The organism is Nocardioidaceae bacterium SCSIO 66511, assembly GCA_023100825.1.
In the GTDB taxonomy this organism is placed as follows: domain Bacteria; phylum Actinomycetota; class Actinomycetes; order Propionibacteriales; family Nocardioidaceae; genus Solicola.
The window spans coordinates 2,131,062-2,152,697 of the sequence record CP095846.1; the positions used below are offsets into that span (position 1 = coordinate 2,131,062).

The window sequence follows — 21,636 nt, forward strand, 5'->3', positions numbered from 1 at the left end:
GCGAGAAGTGTGCGGTCGACACGTGACTACCACGAGCGCGGCAGCGGCTCGCGGCCGATCCATTCGCCGATCTGTTGCTCGAACGCCATGTTGGTACCGAATATGTCCTCGCGCCGGCCAACGACTATTCGCCATCCGTGTACATCACGGAAGTACCTCCGCCGCCTGGCGTCGTGACTTGTGTCTGCGTCTTCGGTATGAAACTCGCGCCCGTCGTACTCCGCACCGACTTTCCATTCCTTGAGTGCAAGGTCGAGCCACCCGCGGACCTCGCCGTTTGCATCCGCGACGGGGACCTGAGGTTCCGGACGCGGGAACCCGGCATCGATGATCCGAAGCCGAGACCACGACTCGCCGGGACTATCGGTCAGCGGTTCTATGAGGAACGCCAGCTCTCGTCCCTGGATGATCCACCTATAGCCCTTGAGCTTGGCGACGTAGTCCTGAACCTCTTCAGGCTCTACCAAGCCGGCGTGCGCCATGCCGTCAGCAGCGGCGAGCGCGTACGGACGCCACTGTTCGCGAAGCATGTCGGAGGTGGTGCGTACGTCGACGGTCAAGAGAACGTCGTCGATCTCCATCACGTCCGCGTCAGGAATGAGCGCTTCGCGACACTTCACGAGTCGGCTGGTGCAGCGGGTCGAACCGATGGGAACGACGCACTGCGGCTTCAGCAGAAAGCGCTCAGACGGCTTGAAGGTGTCGACCCCGCGCAGCCAGGCTGCTGTGCTGTTGCAGAAGACGGCGTGCTCGGGCTTGATGAGTCGTGCGGCGGCGAACCGGCACTCAGCAGCATCCGGTACGGAAGCGTCAACCCATACGCCACGGGTGACCTGACGGACGAGATGAAGTCTGCGGAGTTCCTCGAACTCGCGCGGCGAGATGGACAGATCGGAAAGCTGGCGACGCAAGAAGACGTCGCCGCCGTTGATCGGAGTAGTCATACCCACAATGAACATCCGTACGACAGAAACCTGTCGATTAATCCACAGCCGTAGCGAATCGGCCTGTGGGTAACCGTGAACACGTGCCGCGTGTCGGTGCCGTGTTACTCGCGTCTGAGCGAGGCGCTACTCGCGTGTGAGCGTGGTGCTTCTCGCGTGTCAGCGTTAGGAGAAGTCGGAGAGGGCCTTACGGGCTTCGGTGAGCCACGATTCGCGAGCGGCGATCGACTCCTCCACCTCGCGTACGCGCTTGTCCTTGCCCGCGGCCTTCGCCTTCTCCAGATCGGCCTGCAGATCGGCGATCGAGCGCTCCAACTGCGAGACCGTGTCGGACGCGCGGGCGCGCGCCTCCGGGTTGGTCCGCTTCCACTGCGCGTCGCCCGCGTCGCGGATCGCGCTCTCGACCTTGCGGATTCGCTGCTCCAGCTCGCGCATCTGTGACCGCGGCACCTTGCCCGCCGCCTCCCAGCGGTCCGCGATGTCGCGCCAGGCGGTACGCGCGGCGTCGACGTCGGTGACCGGCAGCAGTGCCTCGGCCTCGGTCAGGATCGCGACCTTGACCTTCGCATTGGCTTCGTACTCCGCGTCGAGCTCGCGATTGGCCGCATCGCGTGCGCCGAAGAAGACATCCTGCGCCGAGCGGAACCGCTTCCACAGTCGATCCTCGACACCGCGCGGAGCCGGACCGGCCGCCTTCCACCGCGACATCAGATCGCGGTACTTGCCGGAGGTGGGTCCCCATTCGGTCGAGTCCTGCAGCGCCTCCGCCTCGACGCACAGCTTCTCCTTGACGACCTGAGCCGACTGCCGCTGCTCGTGTTGCTCGGCGAAATGCGCCTTGCGCCTGCGGGTGTACGAGGTGCGCGCCGACGAGAAGCGGTGCCACAAGGCGTCATCGGTCGGCCGGTCGAGCCGCGGCAGCGCCTTCCACTGGTCGAGTAGCTCGCGCAGGGTGTCGGCGCCCTTGCGCCAGTCGTTGCCGGTGGAGATCTTCTCCGCGCGTTCGACGATCGCCTCCTTGGCGGTACGCGCCTCTGCGAGACGCTGCGCCTTGGCCTCCTTGCGCTGCTCGCGTTGCTCGTCGATCCGCGGGGCGAGCGCATCGAGCCGTCGCAACAGACCGTCGAGATCGCCGACTGCCTGTGCGTCGGTGACGCTGTCGCGTACGGTGGCGACCGCTTTGTTCGCCTCCTCCGGACCGAGCGACCCAGCTGCCACCCGCTTCTCCAGCAGGTCGACCTCGAGGGCGAGTCCTTCGTACCTGCGGGTGTAGAACGCCAGTGCCTCGGTAGGGTTGCCGTCCGGCCATTGGCCGACCGAACGCTCGCCATCGGCGGTCTTGACGTAGACGGTGCCGTCGGAGTCGACGCGGCCCCACTGGCTTGACTCTGTGCTCACGAATCCACCTTGTCGTCTGTGCTGCCGGAAGTCTAGAACAGTCGCGGCCGTGGGCTCGGCCGACCGAGCATATAGACATCTGTCCGGTCGTGGCGGGACAAATGCCGATTCGCCTCGGCGGGTGCGCGCCGCCGAGACCGCCTCGCGTAACCTGAGCGGCGTGCTGATCGCATCGTTTCCCGCCGGACCCCTGCAGGCAAACTGTTATCTCGTCGGCGCCCGCGCCGGCGCGGGCTGCGTGGTCATCGACCCCGGACAGGGCTCGCTCGACGGTGTCTCGACCGTCGTTGCCGAGCACGACCTGACGCCGGAGGCCGTGCTCGTGACCCATGGACACTTCGACCACATGTGGTCTGCCTATGACGTCGCGGAGCGCTATGACGTCCCGGTGTGGATCCATCCGGCCGACCAGCATCTGCTCGCCGATCCGATGGCCGCAATCTCCAACGACTCCGCGACGATGCTGCGTGAGCAACTCGGCATGACCGAGCTCCCCGAGTTCACCGAGCCCGGAGACGTACGCCCGGCGACCGATGGGGCGCGTATCGAGGCAGCCGGTTTGACGTTCACCGTTGACCACACCCCGGGCCACACACCCGGCACGGTCGCGTACCGGGTCGCGTACGAGGGGCCCGAAGACGTGTCGGAGCTGATGTTCACGGGTGACTTCCTGTTCGCGGGCTCCATCGGCCGCACGGACCTCAACGGCGGTGACCACTCCGCGATGCTCGACAGCCTGACCGCGAAGGTGCTGCCGTTGCGCGACGACGTCGTGGTCCTCCCCGGCCACGGACCGCAGACGACCGTCGGCCGTGAGCGCGCAAGCAACCCGTATCTCGCCGAGCTCGTCGGGGAGCAGCAGTGAGCAAGCCGACTCCGCTCAGTGGCTTTCCGGAGCTGCTGCCTGCCGAGCGCAACGCGGAAGCGGCGGTGATCGCCCGGCTGCAGCGTACGTTCGAGCTACACGGCTTCGCCTCGATCGAGACGCGTGCGGTCGAGCCGCTCGACCGGCTCGCCAAGGGCGGCGAGATCGACAAAGAGGTGTACGTACTCCGCAGGTTGCACGCCGAGGAGGGCACCGACTCCGGCCTGGGCATGCACTTCGACCTGACGGTGCCGTTCGCCCGGTACGTGCTGGAGCACGCCGGCAAGCTGGACTTCCCCTTCCGGCGCTACCAGATCCAGAAGGTGTGGCGCGGGGAGCGTCCGCAAGAGGGTCGCTTCCGTGAGTTCACCCAGGCCGATATCGACGTGGTGGCGCGCGACGACCTCCCGTTCTATGCCGACGTCGAAGTCGCGACCGTGATGGCCGAGGCGTTGTCGGAGCTTCCCGTGCCGACCCTCCACCTTCAGGTCAACAACCGTCGGCTGCTCGAGGGCTTCTACCTCGGCCTCGGCATCGCTGACCCCGCTGCCGCGATGCGCGCGGTCGACAAGCTCGACAAGCTGCCCGGCGAGAAGGTCATCGAGCTCCTGACAACCGAAGCCGGCGCCACTGCCGAGCAGGCGGCCGCATGTCTGCGCCTTGCCGAGATCCGTACGCCCGATGCGTCGTTCGCCGATCGGGTACGGGCTCTCGACGTCAAACACGAGCTGCTCGACCGTGGAGTCGATGAGCTGTCGCAGGTGATGGAAGCCCTCGCCGCGCTGACGCTCGACGGCGTGACGGTGACCGCCGACCTGCGTATCGCGCGCGGCCTCGACTACTACACGGGCACGGTCTTCGAGACCCGGATGGAAGGCTACGAACGCCTCGGGTCGGTCTGCTCGGGCGGCCGCTACGACGCACTGGCGAGCGACGGCAAGACCACGTACCCGGGCGTCGGCATCTCGCTCGGCGTCACCAGGATGCTGTTGCCGCTGATCCAACACGGCGCCCTCACGGCCAGCCGGTCGGTACCGTCGGCGGTGCTGGTCGCGCTCGTCGACGAGGCGTCGCGCCCACACAGCAACGCGATCGCGCAGCGGCTGCGCGCTCGCGGCATTCCGACCGAGGTCGCAGCCGCGCCGCAGAAGTACGGCAAGCAGATCCGCTACGCGGAGCGGCGCGGCATCCCGTACATCTGGTTTCCCGCCAGCGAAAGCGACGCCGACCAGGTCAAGGACATCCGTAGCGGTGACCAGGTCGAGGCCGACGCCGATGCCTGGCGTCCGAGCGACGAAGACCTGCACCCGACCATCGTCACAACCGCATCCGAGGAGCAACCGAAGTGATCCGTACCCATGACGCCGGAAGCCTGCGTACGAGCGACGTCGGGGGCCAGGTCACGCTCGCGGGCTGGGTCGCCCGGCGCCGCGACCACGGCGGGGTCGCGTTCATCGATCTGCGCGACGGCAGCGGCGTCGCGCAGGTGGTGATCCGCGAAGAAGAGGACGCTCATCCGTTGCGCAGCGAGTTCTGCCTCAAGGTCACCGGGCAGGTCGAGCAGCGGCCCGAGGGCAACGAGAATCCCTCCCTGCCGAGCGGCCAGATCGAAGTGATTGCCGACGAGGTCGTCGTGCTGAGCGAGGCGGCACCGCTGCCGTTCCCGGTCGAGGAGCACCATTCGACCGGCGTGAACGAAGAGGTACGCCTGCGCTATCGCTACCTCGATCTTCGCCGCGAAGACATGGCGCGCAACCTGCGGCTGCGCGCCGACGTCACCCGGATCATCCGCGAGGTGATGGCCACGAACGACTTCCACGACGTCGAGACGCCGTACCTCACCCGGTCGACACCCGAGGGTGCCCGCGACTTCCTGGTTCCCGTACGCCTGCAGCCCGGCAGCTGGTACGCGCTGCCGCAGTCGCCGCAGCTGTTCAAGCAGCTGCTGATGGTGGCCGGCATGGAGCGCTACTACCAGATCGCGCGCTGTTTCCGAGACGAGGACTTCCGTGCCGACCGGCAGCCGGAGTTCACCCAGCTCGACGTCGAGATGAGCTTCGTCGAGCCAGACGACGTGCTCGGGCTGACCGAGGAGCTCCTCGTACGCCTGTGGCGCGAGGTCGTCGGCTACGAGATCTCGACCCCGATCCCGCGCATGACCTACGCGGAGGCGATGCGTCGGTTCGGCATCGACCGGCCCGATCTGCGGTTCGGCTGTGAGCTGGTCGATTTCACCGAGTACTTCAAGGACACACCGTTTCGCGTGTTCTCACCGAAGGGCGAGCGCTGGCACGTCGGTGCGGTGGTCATGCCCGGTGGTGCGTCGCAGCCCAGGCGCCAGCTCGATGCCTGGCAGGACTGGGCGAAGGCCCATGGCGCCAAGGGTCTCGCGTACGTACTCGTCGGCGAAGACGGCACGCTCGGCGGTCCGGTTGCCAAGAACCTCTCCGACGCAGAGCGTGAGGGGCTCGTCGCGCATGCGGGGGCCAACCCCGGCGACTGCATCTTCTTCGCCGCCGACGAGCGGAGCTCGGCGCTCAACCTGCTCGCATCCGTACGCCTCGAGGTGGGGGAGCGGTGCGGTCTGATCGACCACGAACGCTGGGAGTTCGTGTGGGTGACCGATGCGCCGATGTTCGAGCGTACCGACGACGGTTCGTGGACCGCGATCCATCACCCGTTCACCGCGCCGACCGCAGAGTTCGCCGACGACTTCCAGGACCGACCCGACGACGCGCTGAGCCAGGCGTACGACATCGTGCTGAACGGAAGCGAGATCGGCGGTGGGTCGATTCGTATCCACCGCTCGGAGATGCAGCAACGAGTGTTCGACACGATCGGGCTGAGCGCCGACGAGGCGCAGAGCCAGTTCGGCTTCCTGCTCGAGGCGTTCGCGTACGGCCCGCCGCCGCATGGCGGGATCGCGCTCGGGCTCGACCGGCTCTGCGCGCTGCTCGCCGGCGCCGACTCGATCCGTGACGTGATCGCGTTCCCGAAGACTGCGTCCGGGGGAGACCCGCTCACCGGCGCCCCGAGTCCGATCACGCCCGCACAGCGCAAGGAAGCCGGTATCGACGCCAAACCTGAGGCTCGCTGATCGCCGTCCGATCACCGAACGTGGCCGAACCGTTACCACGACGAGTCCCAAGCGTGTGCAGGTAGCCATAGCGTTCGACCCATTGGTCTCGGTGGGCACGATGGGGAGGCAGTGCGCATGCACTTACGAAAGACAGCCTTGTTCGCGGCAACGGCGGCCCTGGTGGGCGTCGCGGCATGCGGCGGAGGCGACGACGACAGTAGTGGCCCCGAGGGCATCGAAGGTGCAGACGAGGCAGGCGCCGCCGGCGGCCAGATGGTCGAGGATGCCGAGGCGCCGGCGCCGGAGGTCGAAGGTGCCCAGGAGGGCGGCACAGCAACGGTGATCGCCGATGTCGCGCCGACGACACTCGATCCGACCCGCTCGTACTACACCGACTCGACGGCGATCCTGTCCGGTCTGGTGACGCGGTCACTGACGCAGTACCGCTACAACCCCGAGACCAAGGGCCTCGAGCTGGTGCCGGATATGGCGACCGACCTCGGTACGCCCAACGAGGACTTCACCGAGTGGACCTTCGAGCTGCGTGACGGGTTGAAGTACGAGGACGGCTCGGATGTGAAGGCCGAGGACGTCGCGTACGCCGTGAAGCGGTCCTTTGCGATCGACGAGCTGCCCGATGGTCCTACGTACAACACGCAGTTCTTCTTGGACGGCGACAAGTACAAAGGCCCGTTCAAGGACGGCAACGACTACAAGGGCGTCGAGGTCGACGGCAACAAGATCACCATCAAGATGCGCCGTCCGTTCGGTGACATGCCGTACTACGGTTCGTTCCCGTCGTTCACTGCGATCCCGCAGAAGGCAGACAAGAACCCCGAGCAGTACGGCAACCATCCGTTGTCGACGGGTCCGTACAAGTTCGACGACTATAAGCAGGGTCAGTACCTCAAGCTCGCGAAGAATGAGCACTGGGACCCCGCAACGGACACGACGCGACACCAGTACGTCGACGGCTGGGACTTCCAGTGGGGCCAGGACCAAGCCGCGATGGACCAGACCATGATCGACGACCAGGGTTCGGCGCAGACGACCTTGAGCTACACCAACGTCGCGCCCGCGGTCTACGACAAGGCCAAGGAGTCCGGGCGTTTGGTCGAGGGTGTCGCCCCGTGCACCCGGATGTGGTTCCTCGACATGACCAAGATCAAGGATCTGAAGGTGCGCCAGGCCATCGGCTGGGCGTTCCCCTACGACGGCTACTGGAAGGCCGACGGCCAGGTGCCGGGCGTGACCAAGGTTCCGTCGACGACGATCATGGCGCCCGGTAGCGCCGGCCGGGTCGAGTACGAAGCGCCCGAGGGCCAGGACGGTAAGTCCACCGACCCGGAGAAGGCGAAGGCGCTTCTCGAGGAGGCCGGCGAGGAGGGCTTCGAGCTGAGCTGGCCGTACGCGCGCGACGACAAGCAGCAGGTCGCCGCGATGGAGGTCGTCAAGCAGGCGTTCGAGGAGGCCGGTTTCACGACCAAGCCGTACGCAACGACGACGGATGCCTTCCGTGACGTCTACTCCGATTACGACGCCCCTATCAACATGCGTACGAGCTCGGGCTGGTGTGCGGACTGGCCGTCGGGCAGTGCCTGGTTCCCGGCGCAGTGGGACGGCGAGCTGGTCGGCGTCGCGGGCATGCCGAACCCGGCGAACTTCGACGAGCCGGACGTCAACAAGCAGATGAACCACATCCTCGACACGATGTCTGGCGAGGAGACGGCGGAGAACCACGCCTGGGGAGACCTCGACAAGTTGATCCAGACGAAGTACTACCCGGCGGTCACTGTGGGTTACGACGGCCTCGCGCTGCTGCACGGCAGCAAGGTCGGTGGAGTGTCCATCGACAACGTACGCGGCGAGCCGTTCTTCCCCGACATCTACGTGGAACAGTGACCGGCGACCAGCAATTCGTACGGCGGTGAGCGACCGGCCGTGGGATGCCCGACGAGTTCGGGTGCCCACGGCCGGACGTCTTCCGGCCGGTTACGGTCGGCGCAAGCGTAGCCAAACCGTTACCGCGACGAGTCTCAAAGGTGCGCCCCTGTCGTCTATCGTCTCCGACGGTGCGTAATAGAGGTGCGGCCAGAAAGGTGACCCCCTGTGGCAATCTCACCCCTGGGGATCGACGACTCCGCTGACCAGGCGGACGCCGATCCCGAGAAGGCACTCGCCGGTGAGGCGATTGCCGGTCGATCGCCGATGCAGCTTGCGATGGAGCAGCTGCGCAACGACAAGGTCGCGATGACCTGTCTCGGCATCGTCGCGTTCTTCTATCTCGTGGCGATCTTCGCTCCATGGCTCTGTGACCTGTTCGGCGTTCAAGTCGACCCGGAGACCACTGCGGATCTGACCGAGCTGACCGAGTACGACGGCTATCCCGCGGTCGGGCCGCCACGGCATCCGTTCACCTGGGACCACCCGCTCGGCCTGTCCGCGAACGGCACTGCCACCGACAACCTCGCCTCCTGGATCTACGGTTGCCGTACGTCTGTCCTGGTCGCGACCATCTCCGCGGCGGCCGCGACGCTGATCGGCATCGTGATGGGGCTGCTCGCCGGCTTCGCCCGCGGCGCCTCGGCGACGGTGCTGAACTGGATCATTGATTTCTTCCTATCGCTGCCGTTCATCCTGGTCGCACTGGCGACGGCGCCGATCATCATCATGCGGTTCGCCGATCAGCCCGGACTCCTCGACGCAGCCAGCCTGATCGCACTCATCCTGATTCTGTCGATCTTCGGCTGGATGACGCTGGCCCGGTTGATCCGCGGCGAGGTGCTGTCGTTGCGCGAGCGTGAGTTCATCCAGGCCGCGCGGGTGATCGGCGTGCCGACCCGCACCATCCTGCGCCGCGAGCTGCTGCCGAACCTGGTGGCACCGATCGTCGTGTACTTCTCGCTGATGCTTCCGGCGTTCGTCGCCGCCGAGGCAGGTCTCGCATACCTCGGTATCGGCGTTGTGGGCACGCCGTCGTGGGGCCAGACGATCAACGAGGCGGCCGGTTACTACGACTCGTACTGGCTTTACCTGTGGGCGCCGATCATCGGCATCCTCGTTCTCGTCGTGGCGCTGAACCTGCTCGGTGACGCGGTCCGCGACGCATTCGACCCCAAGACTCGTCGGTGACAGGGATCGCCGAGAGATAGAGCATCGACCCAGGAAAGGTGGGAGGAGTTTCGATGCGTTTGAAGAAGACAGCACTGGCTCTGGCTTGTGTGTCGTTGGTGGGTGTCGCGGCCTGTGGAGGCGGCGACGACGACTCGAGCAGCGGTCCGGGCACACTGGAGGGATCCGACGAGGCCGGCGCCGCCGGCGGCGAGATCATCAAGGACGCGCCGGCGCCGGCGCCCGAGGTGGAAGGCGCCCAAGAGGGCGGCACCATCACGTCGATCGCCGACGTCGCACCGACGACACTCGATCCGACGCGTGCGTACTACACCGACTCGACGGCGATTCTGTCCGAGCTCGTGACGCGTTCGCTGACGCAGTACCGCTACAACCCCGAGAACAAGCAGATGGAGCTCGTCCCCGATATGGCGACCGACACCGGTACGCCCAACGAGGACTTCACGGAGTGGACGTTCGAGCTGCGTGACGGGTTGAAGTACGAGGACGGCTCGGACGTGAAAGCCGAGGACGTCGCGTACGCGGTGAAGCGGTCGTTCGCGATCGACGAGTTGCCCGACGGCCCGACGTACAACACGCAGTTCTTCTTGGACGGTGACAAGTACAAGGGTCCGTTCAAGGACGGCGACGACTACAAGGGCGTCGAGGTCAACGGCAACAAGATCACGCTGAAGATGTCCAAGCCGTTCGGCGACCTGCCGTACTACGTCTCCTTCCCGCAGTTCACTGCGATCCCGCAGAAGGCCGACAAGAACCCCGAGCAGTACGGCAACCATCCGCTGTCGACGGGTCCGTACAAGTTCGAGGACTACAAGCAGGGTCAGTATCTCAAGCTCTCGAAGAACGAGCACTGGGATCCGGAGACCGACAACACCCGGCACCAGTACGCCGACGCGTGGGACTTCCAGTGGGGCCAGGACCAGGCCGCGATGGACCAGACCATGCTCGACGACCAGGGTTCGGCGCAGACGACGTTCAGCTACACCAACGTCGCGCCAGGCGTCTACCAGCAGGCGAAGGACTCCGGCCGACTGGCCGAGGGCACGTCGCCGTGTACCTACATGTGGTACATCGACATGACCAAGATCAAGGATCTCAAGATCCGCCAGGCGCTCTCCTGGGCGTTCCCGTACGACGGCTTCTGGAAGGCCGACGGCAAGGTCCCGGGCGTGACGATGCGTGAGGCGACCAGCCTGCTGCCCCCGGGCACGGCGGGTCGCGCGGAGTTCGAGAGCCCCGAGGGCCAGGACGGTTACACCACCGATCCGGAGAAGGCGCAGGCCCTGCTCAAGGAGGCCGGCGCTGAAGGTTACGAGATCAAGTTCCCGTACGAGCGCGACGACAAGCAGAAGGTCGCCGGTATGGAGGTCATCAAGAAGGCGCTCGAGGAGGCCGGCTTCAAGGTGACGCCGATCGCCACCACGACCGATGCCATCCGTGACGTGCTGTCGGACTACGACAACGGCGCGAACGTCCAGTACCAGGGCTGGTGCTCGGATTGGCCGTCGGGCAGCTCGTGGTTCCCGGCACAGTGGGACGGCCGCCTGGTCGGCGTCAACGGACGCCCGAACGTCGCCAACTTCAAGGTGCCCGAGATGGACAAGCTCCAGGACGAGATCCTGAAGATGGGTCCGGAAGAGGCCGCCGAGGAGTGGGGCAAGTTCGACGAGAAGATGCAGACGGAGTACCAGCCCGCCATCCCGATCGGATACTCCGGTGTCGCGATCCTGCGTGGCAGCAAGCTCGGTGGCATGGCCATCGACAATGTGCGCGGCAACCCGTACTTCTCGAACCTCTACGTGAAGCAGTGACGTAGGTCGTACGCTGACCGTCGTCGGGGGCGGCGACCCCGCCCCCGACGACGGTCGACCTTCCGTGCTTCGCATGGTCGTCCAAGGAGTCTGCTTTGTTCGGATACATCGTTCGACGCGTGATCGCCGGCTTGCTGGTGCTGCTGGTGATCTCGTTCGGCGTCTACCTCTTCTTCTTCTACGGGCCGACGGATCCGGCCCTGGCCTACTGTCCGAAGGGCAGTTGTACGGGTGACGATCTCGCCCGCATTCGCGACAACTTCGGCCTCGACGAACCCGTGCTGCAGCAGTACGGCGAGTACCTCAAGGGCATCTTCGTCGGCCGCGACATCGCCAACGGCGCGAACGTCATTCACTGCCCGGCGCCATGCCTGGGGCAGTCGTTCAAGTACAGCGTCCTGGTGACCCCGTTCCTGTGGGACCTCTTCCCGGCCACCCTGTCGATCGCGGTCGGCTCGGCCGTCGTGTTCCTGGTGGTCGGCGTGACGATCGGCATCATCTCCGCTCGTAAGCGCGGCACCGCCCTTGACCGCGGCCTCGTCGGCACGGCGATGCTGGTGACCGCGATGCCGTACTACCTGGTCGCGCTGCTCGCGTTCCTCTACCTCTTCAGCCAGTGGGGACTTTTCCCCGAGCCCGGCTACTATCCGCTCACCGAGGACGGCCCGGTCGCCTGGTTCAAGGGCCTCTTGCTGCCCTGGCTCGCGCTCGGCCTCTTCACCTCGACCGCGTACGCGCGCTACTCGCGCGGGTCGATGATCGAGGCGCTGGGGGAGGACTACGTCCGTACCGCGCGAGCGAAGGGCCTCCGCGACCGCACCGTCGCACTCAAGCATGGCTTGCGTGCGGCCGTCGTACCCGTCGTCACGATCTTCGGCCTCGACTTCGCCGCGATTCTCGCGGGTACGATCTTCACCGAGAAGATCTTCCGCGTCCGCGGCATCGGGCTGCAGGCGCTCGAGTCGATCACCAACAAGGATCTCCCGATCGTGTCGGCGACGGTGCTGTTCGCCGCCGCGTGCGTCGTGGTGATGAACATCCTGGTCGACCTCGCCTACGCCGTGCTCGACCCGAGGGTGCGACTATGACAAGTGAGATGACCGATTCGACGAGGGATTCCGCGTTGACCGACCCAACGGCAGTAGAGCCCGCTCACGCCGCCGACAACCCGTACCTGGTGGTCGAGGACCTGAGCGTGAGCTTTCCGACCCGCGACGGCCTGGTGAAGGCGGTCTCCGGTCTGAGCTACTCCGTCGAGCTGGGTAAGACCCTCGGCATCGTCGGGGAGAGCGGCTCGGGCAAGAGCGTCTCGTCGATGGCCGTGATGGGTCTGCACGATCTGAAGCGCACCAACCTGAGCGGTTCTATCCGGCTCGACGAGACCGAGCTCATCGGGTTGCCCGACTCGCGTATGCGTCAGCTGCGCGGTAACGCGGCGGCGATGATCTTCCAGGATCCGCTGACGTCGCTGCACCCGTTCTTCACGATCGGTGCGCAGATCGTCGAGGCGTACCGCACGCATCACCCTGGCGTCGGCAAACGCAAGGCGAAGGCCAAGGCGATCGAGATGCTCGAACGCGTCGGCATCCCGCAGCCGAACCGTCGCATCGACGACTACCCGCATCAGTTCTCCGGCGGTATGCGCCAGCGGGCGATGATCGCGATGTCGCTGGTCAACGACCCGAAGCTGTTGATCGCCGACGAGCCGACCACGGCGCTCGACGTGACGGTGCAGGCGCAGATCCTCGACCTGCTGCAGGAGCTGCAGCGCGACTTCGGATCGGCGATCATCATGATCACCCACGACCTCGGCGTCATCGCCGAGATGGCCGACGACGTGCTGGTGATGTACGGCGGCCGCTGCGTCGAGTACGGCTCGGGCCGCGACATCATGACGCATCCGGAGATGCCCTACACCTGGGGTCTGCTGAACAGCGTCCCCGACCTGCGCGGCGACGTCAACGAGGAGTTGAACCCGATCCCCGGGGCACCGCCGAGCCTGCTGAACCTCCCGCAGGGGTGCGCGTTCAACCCGCGCTGCGGCTACAAGCACCTCGTACCCGGAGAGGCGTGCGAGACCGAGCTGCCGACGCTCGAACCCGGCAGCCACGGATCGGGCCACCTGAAACGCTGTCACCTGCGCGATCCTGAGAAGGTGCTCCGGGCAGAGGAGCCCGTCGTCGAGGAGATCGAGGACGCCGCGTTCGACGCACACGATGACGCCGAGGAGGGCGACGATGAGTGAGGGCCAGACCCCGCTGCTCGAGGTGAAGGACCTCGTCAAGCACTTTCCGGTCAAGTCGAGCGGGCTGATCCGGCGCACGATCGGGCAGGTGCAGGCCGTCGACGGCGTCAGCTTCGAGCTGCAGGCCGGCGAGGCGCTCGGCCTGGTCGGCGAGTCCGGCTGCGGTAAGTCGACCACCGGCCGGGTCCTGACCAAGCTCTACGAGCCGACGAGTGGCGAGATCCGCTTCGAGGGCACCGACCTGGCACCGCTGTCGAACAAGCAGATGCTCCCGTACCGCAAGGACATCCAGCTGATCTTCCAGGATCCGTACTCCTCGCTGAACCCGCGGCACACCGTCGGTGCGATCGTCGCGACCCCGCTGCGAGTGCACAACGTGGTTCCGGAGAAGCAGGTGATGAACCGCGTCAAGGAGCTGCTCGAAGTCGTGGGTCTGAACCCCGAGCACTACAACCGCTATCCGTCGGAGTTCTCCGGCGGTCAGCGTCAGCGCATCGGCATCGCACGCGCGTTGGCCTTGCAGCCGAAGCTGATGATCGCCGACGAGCCGGTCTCCGCGCTCGACGTTTCGATCCAGGCGCAGGTGATCAACCTTCTGCAGGGGCTGCAGAAGGAGTTCAACATCGCGTTCCTGTTCATCGCGCACGACCTCGCTGTCGTACGCCACTTCTGCCCGCGCATCGCGGTCATGTACCTCGGCAAGATTGTCGAGATCGGCGACCGTGACGACATCTACAACAACCCGCACCACCCGTACACCCAGGCGCTGCTGTCGGCCGTACCCGATGTGAAGCAGGCCGAGGTCGGCGGGCGACGCGAGCGGATCATGCTCGAAGGCGACGTGCCGAGCCCGATCAACCCGCCGTCGGGTTGCCGCTTCCGTACGCGGTGCTGGAAGGCGCAGGAGATCTGCGAGCGGGAGGAGCCGCCACTGCTGCAGATCGGCGGTCCGCATCAGGCGGCGTGCCACTTCGCGGCGCCGATGGAGGCCGACCGCGGCGCGCCCGCGCGCGCCTCTGCCTGACCGGGCGTAACGAGCGGAGCCCCGCAATTGCGTGGTGCGGGGTCTTCTCGTCGGCGTTGCGAAACCGTTACTACCGTACGGCCCAACGTTGGTAGTCCATTGGTCTACGCTGTGGCCTGACCCACCCTTACAGTGAGGGTGGCGCATAGGTTCTTGGACGGTGTTCATGGCGCTCGCGCCCACGGAGATGACCGAGGTCGCAACGACTGAGGTAGTCGACGTCGAAGGACGCTCGCCCGCACAGATTGCGTTCGAACGGCTCCGACACGACAAGGTTGCCGTCATCTCGGCCGCGGTGGTGCTGTTCTTTGTGCTCATTGCGATCTTCGCTCCGCTGATCGCGGACCTGTTCGGCGTCGGCTACCGCACCGAGAGCGGGGCCGAGACGCTCGACGTGACGACCAACTACGGCAAGGTGGGACCACCGGTCCACGGCTTCACCTGGGAGCACCCGCTCGGCATCGCGCCGAACAGCGGATACGACCTACTCGGTGAGTGGCTGTACGGCGCGCGTACGTCGATCGGCGTTGCCGTGGTCGCGACGCTCATCTCCACCGTCGTCGGCGTCGTGGTGGGCCTGGTCGCAGGGTTCGCGACCGGCTGGCTCGACAAGGTGATCAGCTTCGTCATCGACACCTTCCTCGCCTTCCCGTTCGTGCTCGGTGCCCTTGCGCTGACGCCGATCATCACGAGTCGCTGGGCCGACGACGAAGAGACCCTCAAGGTCGCGACGTTCTTCAGCGTGGTGTTCGTGCTGTCGGCGTTCGGCTGGATGCTGCTGGCCAGGCTCGTCCGCGGTGAGGTGCTGTCGCTGCGGGAGCGCGAGTTCGTCCAGGCGGCGAGGGTGATCGGTGTGCCGCAGCGCAAGATCCTGTTCCGCGAGGTGCTGCCGAACCTCACCGCGCCGATCATCGTCGCCGTCTCTCTCGGCCTCCCGGCGTACGTCTCGGCCGAGGCGGGGCTTGCGTACCTCGGCATCGGCATGTCAGGCGTCGCGTCGTGGGGGCAGACGATCAATGAGGCGTCCGGTTATGTCGGGCCCTACCCACTCTACCTTTGGGCACCGGTTGCCGGTGTCCTCTTCCTTGTGCTGTCGCTGAACCTTCTAGGTGATGCCATCCGCGACGCATTCGACCCGAAGACCCGGCGATGACCGTCCAGCGGCCCGCGCCACGAAGAAGGAATGGAAACACAGCGATGCGATTGAAGAGATGGATCGCCACCGGTAGTGCGGCTGGCCTGCTGGTGCTGGCCGCATGCGGCGGTAACAGCGACCTCGAGAGCGACACCGAGGACTCGATCAACAGTCAGGCTGCGGCCGGCACGGGTAAGGACCCCGACGCCGAGGCCCCTGCGCCCGAGATCGAGGGTGCGGAGGAGGGCGGCACCTTGAAGGTGCTGTCGACCGAGGGAATGAACTCGATCCACCCGCAGGACACCTACTACTACAACACGATGTCGATCACGACCGGGTTGATGTTCCGTACGCTCACGCAGTACGTCGAGCGCGACGGCCAGATGGTGCTGGTGCCCGACCTCGCCACCGATCTCGGCCAGCCCAACGACGATTTCACCGAGTGGACCTTCGAGATCCGTGACGGCGTCCGCTGGGAGAACGGCGACGAGGTCACCGCCGAAGACGTCGCCCGCGGCATCAAGGCGTCGTTCGACCGCGACACGTTCACGGCCGGTCCTGCATACGCCAACACCTACTTCCAGGGCGGCGACTCGTACAAGGGTCTGTACTCCGATCCGAAGACCGAACCGGAGGCCGTCAGCGTCGACGGCAACAAGGTCACCATCAAGATGGCCAAGCCGTTCGCCGATATGGACTACTTCGGCGCGCTGCCGGCGATGAGCCCACTTCCGGACACGAACGAGGACCCGGCCGAGTACGCACGGCACCCACTGTCGACCGGCCCGTACAAGATCGACTCGTACGACATCGGCAAGAAGATGACACTCGTGCAGAACGACGAGTGGGACCCCGAGACCGATCCGGGCCGTCATCAGTACCTCGACGGCTACGACTTCGACCTGCAGATCGGTGACTCGGCTCAGATCGAGAACCTCATCCTCGGCGACCAGGGCGACGCACAGACGACGGTCAGTATCGACAACGTCAACCAGGCCAACATAGGAAAGGCCAAGGAGCAGGACCAGCTGGTCTCCGGCGCGAGCGCCTGCGGGTACTTCCTGAACCCGGACTACCGCAAGGTCACCGACATCAACATTCGCAAGGCGATCGGCCTGGCGTTCCCGTACGAGGACACCTGGCTGGCCGAGGGCCAGATCATCGGTACGACTCGTGCGCCGGCGACGATGATCTCGGCGCCGAGCGTGCCGGGCCGCATCGACCCGCCGTACGACGTGCTCGGCAACAAGGGCCAGGAGACCGACACCGCCGAGGCGAAGAAGCTGCTGGAGAAGGCGGACGCGGTCGGCTACGAGCTGAAGTTCGTCTACACCAGTGACGACCCGATGCTGGTCGATATGAAGGATGCGATGGTTCGCTCCTTCGAGGAGGCCGGGTTCAAGGTCTCGCCGGTCAAGGCGGCCGACGACCAGGAGACCTCGAAGATCAACCAGGACCCCGATGCGCCGGTCAACCTGCGTCGGACCTCGTGGTGCGCCGACTGGCCGTCCGGTGCCGTGTGGATCCCGCCGGTGCTGTCCAAGGCGTACCCGGGCTCCAACTACGCGCACTTCACCGAGCCGGACGTCGAGAAGAAGATCGACGAGGTGCAGCAGCTGCCGAGCGAGGAGCAGGCGGAGGCGTGGGCCGAGCTGGAGAAGTACGCGATGGAGAAGTACTACCCGACCATCCCGATCGGCTACACCGGTTCGGCGATGCTGGAAGGTTCGCGTGTGGAGGGGATGAGCGTCGACGAAGTGTTCGGCAACCCCACCTGGAAGAGCATGTGGATCTCGTCTGAGTGACCATTGCACCGATGCCCGCGGTTCATACCGCGGGCATCGGTCAGCGCGCTGAGTCTCTGGAGCGTCTGTGTTCAGTTATGTGATCCGCCGGCTGGTCGGCGCGGTGCTCGTCATCGTGTTCGCGTCCATGCTGGTGTTCGGGCTGTTCTTCTACGGCCCGTCCGACCCGGGCCGGGTGCTGTGCGATGCGTCGTCGGGGCGGTGTACGCCCGAGCAGGCCGAGCGCATCAACGACTCGCTCGGCTTCAACGACCCCGTGCATGAGCAGTACGCCGTATGGGCAAAGGGCATCTTCACCGGCCGGGAGATCGACATCGGCGGATCGACCATCGACTGTCCGGCACCGTGCTTCGGCATCTCGTACCAGACGAAGGAGCCGGTCACCGACATTCTCACCGAACGAATGCCGGCCACCATCTCGCTGGCGATCGGTGGTGCGATGGTGTTCCTTCCGCTCGGCGTACTGCTCGGCGTCCTCGCGGCCCGAAAACGCGGCACCGCGACCGACAAGCTGCTCGTCGGCTCGTCCTTGCTGATCAGCTCGGTTCCGTACTACCTGCTGGCCTTGATGGTCTATCTGTACGTCGTCACGCAGTGGGGGCTCGTCTCGGCTCCCGAGTACCACCCGATCACCGACAACCCGCTTGCCTGGGCAGGTGGTCTGATGATGCCGTGGTTGGTTCTCGGTATCGCCTCGTCGACGCCGTACGCGAGGTTCAGCCGGGGGTCGATGGTCGACGCGCTCAGCGAGGACTTCGTACGTACGGCGCGGGCGAAGGGCATGGGCGAACGCACTGTGCTCGTCAACCATGCACTGCACGCCGCGCTGGTTCCGGTCGTGACGATCTTCGGGCTCGATATGGCGACGCTGCTCGCGGGCACGGTGTTCACGGAGAAGATCTTCGGCATCGACGGCATGGGCCTCGAAGCATTGGAAGCGGTCAAGGACGACGACTTCCCGATCCTCGCGGCGACCGTGCTGCTCGCGGCGGCGCTGGTGGTGGTCGCGAACATGCTGGTCGACTTCGTCTACTCGGTGATCGACCCGAGGGTGAGGCTGTCATGACGGATGCCACCGCAAACACCGACGAGCCGTTCGTCGTCGTTGAGGACCTCACGGTTCGCTTCCCGACCGCTGACGGGCTGGTCAACGCCGTCACTGGTCTTTCGTACTCGGTCGAGATGGGCAAGACGCTCGGCATTGTGGGGGAGTCGGGCTCGGGCAAGTCGGTCTCGAATATGGCGATCCTCGGTCTGCACGATCCGCGACGTACGCAGATCGAGGGCTCGATCCGCGTCAACGGCACCGAGATCGTCGGTCTCGACCGGCGGCGGCTGCAGCGCATCCGGGGCAACGAGGTCTCGATGATCTTCCAGGACGCCCTGGCGGCGCTGCACCCGTTCCACCGGGTCGGGCGCCAGATCGCGGAGTCGTACGCAGCGCATCATCCGTCGGCGAGCAAGCGCGATGCGCGGCGCCGGGCGATCGAGATGCTCGACCGCGTCGGCATTCCGCAGCCCGATCAGCGTGTCGACGACTACCCGCATCAGTTCTCCGGGGGCATGCGTCAGCGGGCGATGATCGCGATGGCGTTGGTCAACGACCCGAAGGTGCTGATCGCCGACGAGCCGACCACGGCGCTCGACGTGACGGTGCAGGCGCAGATCCTTGACCTACTGCAGGATCTCCAGCGCGACTTCGGATCGGCGATCATCATGATCACCCACGACCTCGGCGTCATCGCCGAGCTGGCCGACGACGTGCTGGTCATGTACGCCGGCCGCGCCGTGGAGTACGGCAGCTGCAAGACGATCCTGTCGCAACCGCGGATGCCGTACACCTGGGGTTTGCTGGAGTCGGTGCCCGACCTGGACAGTGACCCGCAGGCTCAGCTGTTGTCGATCCCGGGCCTGCCGCCGAGCATGCTCGCGCCTCCTAGCGGTTGTCCGTTCCACCCGCGCTGCCGATACACCGACGAGGTGTCCGGAGACCTGTGCTCGGGGGAGCTGCCGGTGCTGGACACCATCGACGACGGACACCTCGTACGTTGCCATCTCGGCGAGAAGGCGGCCAAGCTCGCCGATGCGGCGCGTGGGGAGCAGCCGGCCTGACTCAGGCGACGTCTCGACGCATCACGAGTCGCGGCAGCTTGCTCGCCACCGCGTCGGTCGTACCGACGACGTCGAAGCCGGCCCGCTCGAACATGGCGCGGGTGCCGACGAAGGCCATCGTGGTGTCCATCCGCCCCGGTGGGTCGACGGGGTACGCCTCGACCGCCGGTGCGCCGTGCTCGGCGGCGTACGCAACGGCTCCGTCGAGCAGCTGCGACGTGACACCGCGACGACGGTGACCGCTGCGTACGACGATGCACACGATGCTCCACACCGGCACGTCGTCTATCGGCCGGATGAGCCGGGACTTGGTGAGCACCGGGATCTCCGCGCGCGGGCCGATGTTGCACCAGCCGACGGGTACGTCGTCGGCGTACGTGACGACCCCCGGCGGATGTTCCCGCTCGCACAGACGACGCATCGCCTGCTCGCGGTCGCCGTCGCCGAGCTCTCGGACATCGGCCGCGCGCAGCCGATGAGGAACACACCAGCAGTGCGTCGATCGCCTACGCGGGTTGACGACGTCGGCGAAGTCGTCGAAGCGATCGGGCGTCACGGGGTGCGTCTGCCAGGTCATCGAATCATCGGATCACATGGCGCCGACAGTCCGCGACGATCGGACCGGCGGGTACGCTCGCACGCGTGAATTCCGACGGGTTGTTCGACATCCCCGAGGCGCCGGAGCTGGCGCCGGAGGGTCGCGGGAGTCTCAGCGCCGCCGACCATGCGTCGGCCCCGCTGGCCGTCCGCATGCGCCCACGTACGCTCGACGACCTGATCGGCCAGCAGCAGTTGCTCGGCGCGGGCTCGCCGCTTCGCCGGATGATCGACGACGACCAGCCGATGTCGGTGATCCTGTGGGGTCCGCCGGGTACGGGAAAGACGACGATCGCATCGCTGATCAGTGCACACACCGATCGCCGGTTCGTGGAGATCTCCGCGGTGTCGGGCGGAGTCAAGGACGTACGCGAGGCGATCGACGGCGCGAAGCGGCGGTTGGCTCGCGGCGGCCGCGAGACGGTTCTGTTCGTCGACGAGGTGCACCGGTTCAGCAAGGCACAGCAGGACGCGTTGCTTCCCGGTGTCGAGAACCGCTGGGTGTCCCTGGTCGCCGCGACCACCGAGAACCCGAACTTCAGCGTGATCTCGCCGCTGTTGTCGCGCTCGCTGCTGTTGACGCTGGAGTCGCTGAGCGAGGACGACGTCGGTGTGATGATCGACCGCGCACTCGCCGATTCGGCCGGCCTCGACGGCGCTGTCGAGCTGACCGACGAAGCACGCGCCCACCTCGTACGCCTGGCGGGCGGTGACGGCCGCAGGGCGCTCACGTACCTCGAGGCGGCGGCCGGTGCCGCCGCAGCGCAGGGCTCGACGACCGTCGACGTCGACGCGGCAGCCGTGGCCGTCGACCGGGCGGCCGTGCGGTACGACCGGCAGGGCGACCAGCACTACGACGTGACGAGCGCGTTCATCAAGTCGATCCGTGGCTCCGATGTCGACGCAGCACTGCATTACCTCGCCCGGATGGCAGAGGCGGGCGAGGACCCGCGCTTCATCGCGCGGCGACTGATGATCCTCGCCAGCGAGGACATCGGCATGGCAGACCCGACCGCGCTGCCGACGGCCGTCGCGGCCGCACAGGCCGTTGCGCTGATCGGGTTCCCCGAGGCGCGCATCACGCTTGCGCACGCCGTTATCGCGCTCTCGCTCGCGCCCAAGTCGAACGCCGTCGTACGAGCGATCGGTGCCGCCGGTGACGACGTACGCGCCGGCAAGACGGGCGCCGTACCACCGGCGTTGCGCGATGCGCACTACGCGGGTGCGAAGAAGCTCGGACACGGGCACGACTACAAGTACGCGCACGACGCGCCGCGGGGCATCGCAGCGCAGCAGTACGCACCAGACGACGTACACGGTGCGGAGTACTACACGCCGACCGACCACGGGGCTGAGGCGGCGTACACCGAGCGGCTCGCGAAGATCCGCGCCATTCTCCGCGGCGACGACCGCTGAGACGTGAGAAGTTTCGCGCTGACCCGCTGATTCTTCACCGCTGACCCGTGACTTCTACTGTGCAGAACTCGCG

The 21,636-nt window shown here is 66.2% G+C and carries 17 protein-coding genes; 14 read left to right on the forward strand and 3 right to left on the reverse strand.

Annotated features, from left to right (window positions below):
• Positions 1-26: 26 nt before the first annotated feature.
• Positions 27-944, reverse strand: coding sequence for a hypothetical protein (locus MU582_10030; protein ID UPK76955.1), 918 nt, complete (start codon positions 942-944; stop codon positions 27-29).
• Between the two features lie 165 nt (positions 945-1,109).
• A complete protein-coding gene (locus tag MU582_10035) occupies positions 1,110-2,342 on the reverse strand; it encodes a DUF349 domain-containing protein (GenBank protein ID UPK76956.1) in 1,233 nt (410 codons plus the stop codon).
• Positions 2,343-2,502: 160 nt separating this feature from the next.
• On the opposite strand from MU582_10035, the gene MU582_10040 reads away from it, so the two are divergent.
• The 13 genes from MU582_10040 (at position 2,503) to MU582_10100 (ending at position 19,550) form a co-directional block, all read left to right on the forward strand.
• Positions 2,503-3,207 (forward strand): MBL fold metallo-hydrolase, encoded by a 705-nt coding sequence (locus MU582_10040; protein ID UPK76957.1) that lies wholly within the window; start codon positions 2,503-2,505, stop codon positions 3,205-3,207.
• Entirely contained in the window at positions 3,204-4,556 is a 1,353-nt protein-coding gene (gene hisS / locus MU582_10045; GenBank protein ID UPK76958.1) for a histidine--tRNA ligase, read from the forward strand. Before MU582_10040 ends, hisS begins: the two co-directional genes overlap by 4 nt.
• Entirely contained in the window at positions 4,553-6,304 is a 1,752-nt protein-coding gene (gene aspS / locus MU582_10050; GenBank protein UPK76959.1) for an aspartate--tRNA ligase, read from the forward strand. Before hisS ends, aspS begins: the two co-directional genes overlap by 4 nt.
• A 117-nt stretch (positions 6,305-6,421) precedes the next feature.
• Positions 6,422-8,188 (forward strand): ABC transporter substrate-binding protein, encoded by a 1,767-nt coding sequence (locus tag MU582_10055; GenBank protein UPK76960.1) that lies wholly within the window; start codon positions 6,422-6,424, stop codon positions 8,186-8,188.
• Positions 8,189-8,395: 207 nt separating this feature from the next.
• The gene (locus MU582_10060) at positions 8,396-9,418 is read left to right on the forward strand and encodes an ABC transporter permease (GenBank protein ID UPK76961.1); all 1,023 of its coding nucleotides are present in this window, start codon (positions 8,396-8,398) and stop codon (positions 9,416-9,418) included.
• A gap of 53 nt (positions 9,419-9,471) precedes the next feature.
• Entirely contained in the window at positions 9,472-11,229 is a 1,758-nt protein-coding gene (locus MU582_10065) for an ABC transporter substrate-binding protein (GenBank protein ID UPK76962.1), read from the forward strand.
• 95 nt (positions 11,230-11,324) lie between these two features.
• Positions 11,325-12,317 (forward strand): ABC transporter permease, encoded by a 993-nt coding sequence (locus MU582_10070; GenBank protein ID UPK76963.1) that lies wholly within the window; start codon positions 11,325-11,327, stop codon positions 12,315-12,317.
• A 35-nt stretch (positions 12,318-12,352) separates the two neighbouring features.
• Entirely contained in the window at positions 12,353-13,474 is a 1,122-nt protein-coding gene (locus MU582_10075; protein UPK76964.1) for an ABC transporter ATP-binding protein, read from the forward strand.
• Positions 13,467-14,498 (forward strand): dipeptide ABC transporter ATP-binding protein, encoded by a 1,032-nt coding sequence (locus MU582_10080; protein UPK76965.1) that lies wholly within the window; start codon positions 13,467-13,469, stop codon positions 14,496-14,498. Before MU582_10075 ends, MU582_10080 begins: the two co-directional genes overlap by 8 nt.
• 166 nt (positions 14,499-14,664) lie before the next feature.
• Positions 14,665-15,651, forward strand: coding sequence for an ABC transporter permease (locus MU582_10085; protein ID UPK76966.1), 987 nt, complete (start codon positions 14,665-14,667; stop codon positions 15,649-15,651).
• A gap of 44 nt (positions 15,652-15,695) precedes the next feature.
• A complete protein-coding gene (locus tag MU582_10090; protein ID UPK76967.1) occupies positions 15,696-17,438 on the forward strand; it encodes an ABC transporter substrate-binding protein in 1,743 nt (580 codons plus the stop codon).
• A 67-nt stretch (positions 17,439-17,505) separates the two neighbouring features.
• Entirely contained in the window at positions 17,506-18,504 is a 999-nt protein-coding gene (locus MU582_10095) for an ABC transporter permease (GenBank protein ID UPK76968.1), read from the forward strand.
• Positions 18,501-19,550, forward strand: coding sequence for an ABC transporter ATP-binding protein (locus tag MU582_10100; GenBank protein ID UPK76969.1), 1,050 nt, complete (start codon positions 18,501-18,503; stop codon positions 19,548-19,550). Before MU582_10095 ends, MU582_10100 begins: the two co-directional genes overlap by 4 nt.
• A gap of 1 nt (position 19,551) precedes the next feature.
• Here the strand turns inward: MU582_10100 and MU582_10105 are convergent, their stop codons facing one another.
• Entirely contained in the window at positions 19,552-20,127 is a 576-nt protein-coding gene (locus tag MU582_10105; GenBank protein ID UPK76970.1) for a GNAT family N-acetyltransferase, read from the reverse strand.
• A gap of 107 nt (positions 20,128-20,234) precedes the next feature.
• On the opposite strand from MU582_10105, the gene MU582_10110 reads away from it, so the two are divergent.
• On the forward strand, positions 20,235-21,563 hold the full coding sequence (locus tag MU582_10110) for a replication-associated recombination protein A (GenBank protein ID UPK77142.1): 1,329 nt from the start codon (positions 20,235-20,237) through the stop codon (positions 21,561-21,563).
• Positions 21,564-21,636: the final 73 nt, after the last annotated feature.

Bases quoted from the DNA above. Each gene is read 5' to 3' on its own strand.
- MU582_10100 (UPK76969.1), top strand. From the start codon at position 18,501: ATGACGGATGCCACCGCAAACACCGACGAGCCGTTCGTCGTCGTTGAG.
- MU582_10055 (UPK76960.1), top strand. From the start codon at position 6,422: ATGCACTTACGAAAGACAGCCTTGTTCGCGGCAACGGCGGCCCTGGTG.
- MU582_10090 (UPK76967.1), top strand. From the start codon at position 15,696: ATGCGATTGAAGAGATGGATCGCCACCGGTAGTGCGGCTGGCCTGCTG.
- MU582_10085 (UPK76966.1), top strand. From the start codon at position 14,665: ATGGCGCTCGCGCCCACGGAGATGACCGAGGTCGCAACGACTGAGGTA.
- MU582_10080 (UPK76965.1), top strand. From the start codon at position 13,467: ATGAGTGAGGGCCAGACCCCGCTGCTCGAGGTGAAGGACCTCGTCAAG.
- MU582_10105 (UPK76970.1), bottom strand. From the start codon at position 20,127: ATGACCTGGCAGACGCACCCCGTGACGCCCGATCGCTTCGACGACTTC.
- MU582_10030 (UPK76955.1), bottom strand. From the start codon at position 944: ATGACTACTCCGATCAACGGCGGCGACGTCTTCTTGCGTCGCCAGCTT.
- MU582_10065 (UPK76962.1), top strand. From the start codon at position 9,472: ATGCGTTTGAAGAAGACAGCACTGGCTCTGGCTTGTGTGTCGTTGGTG.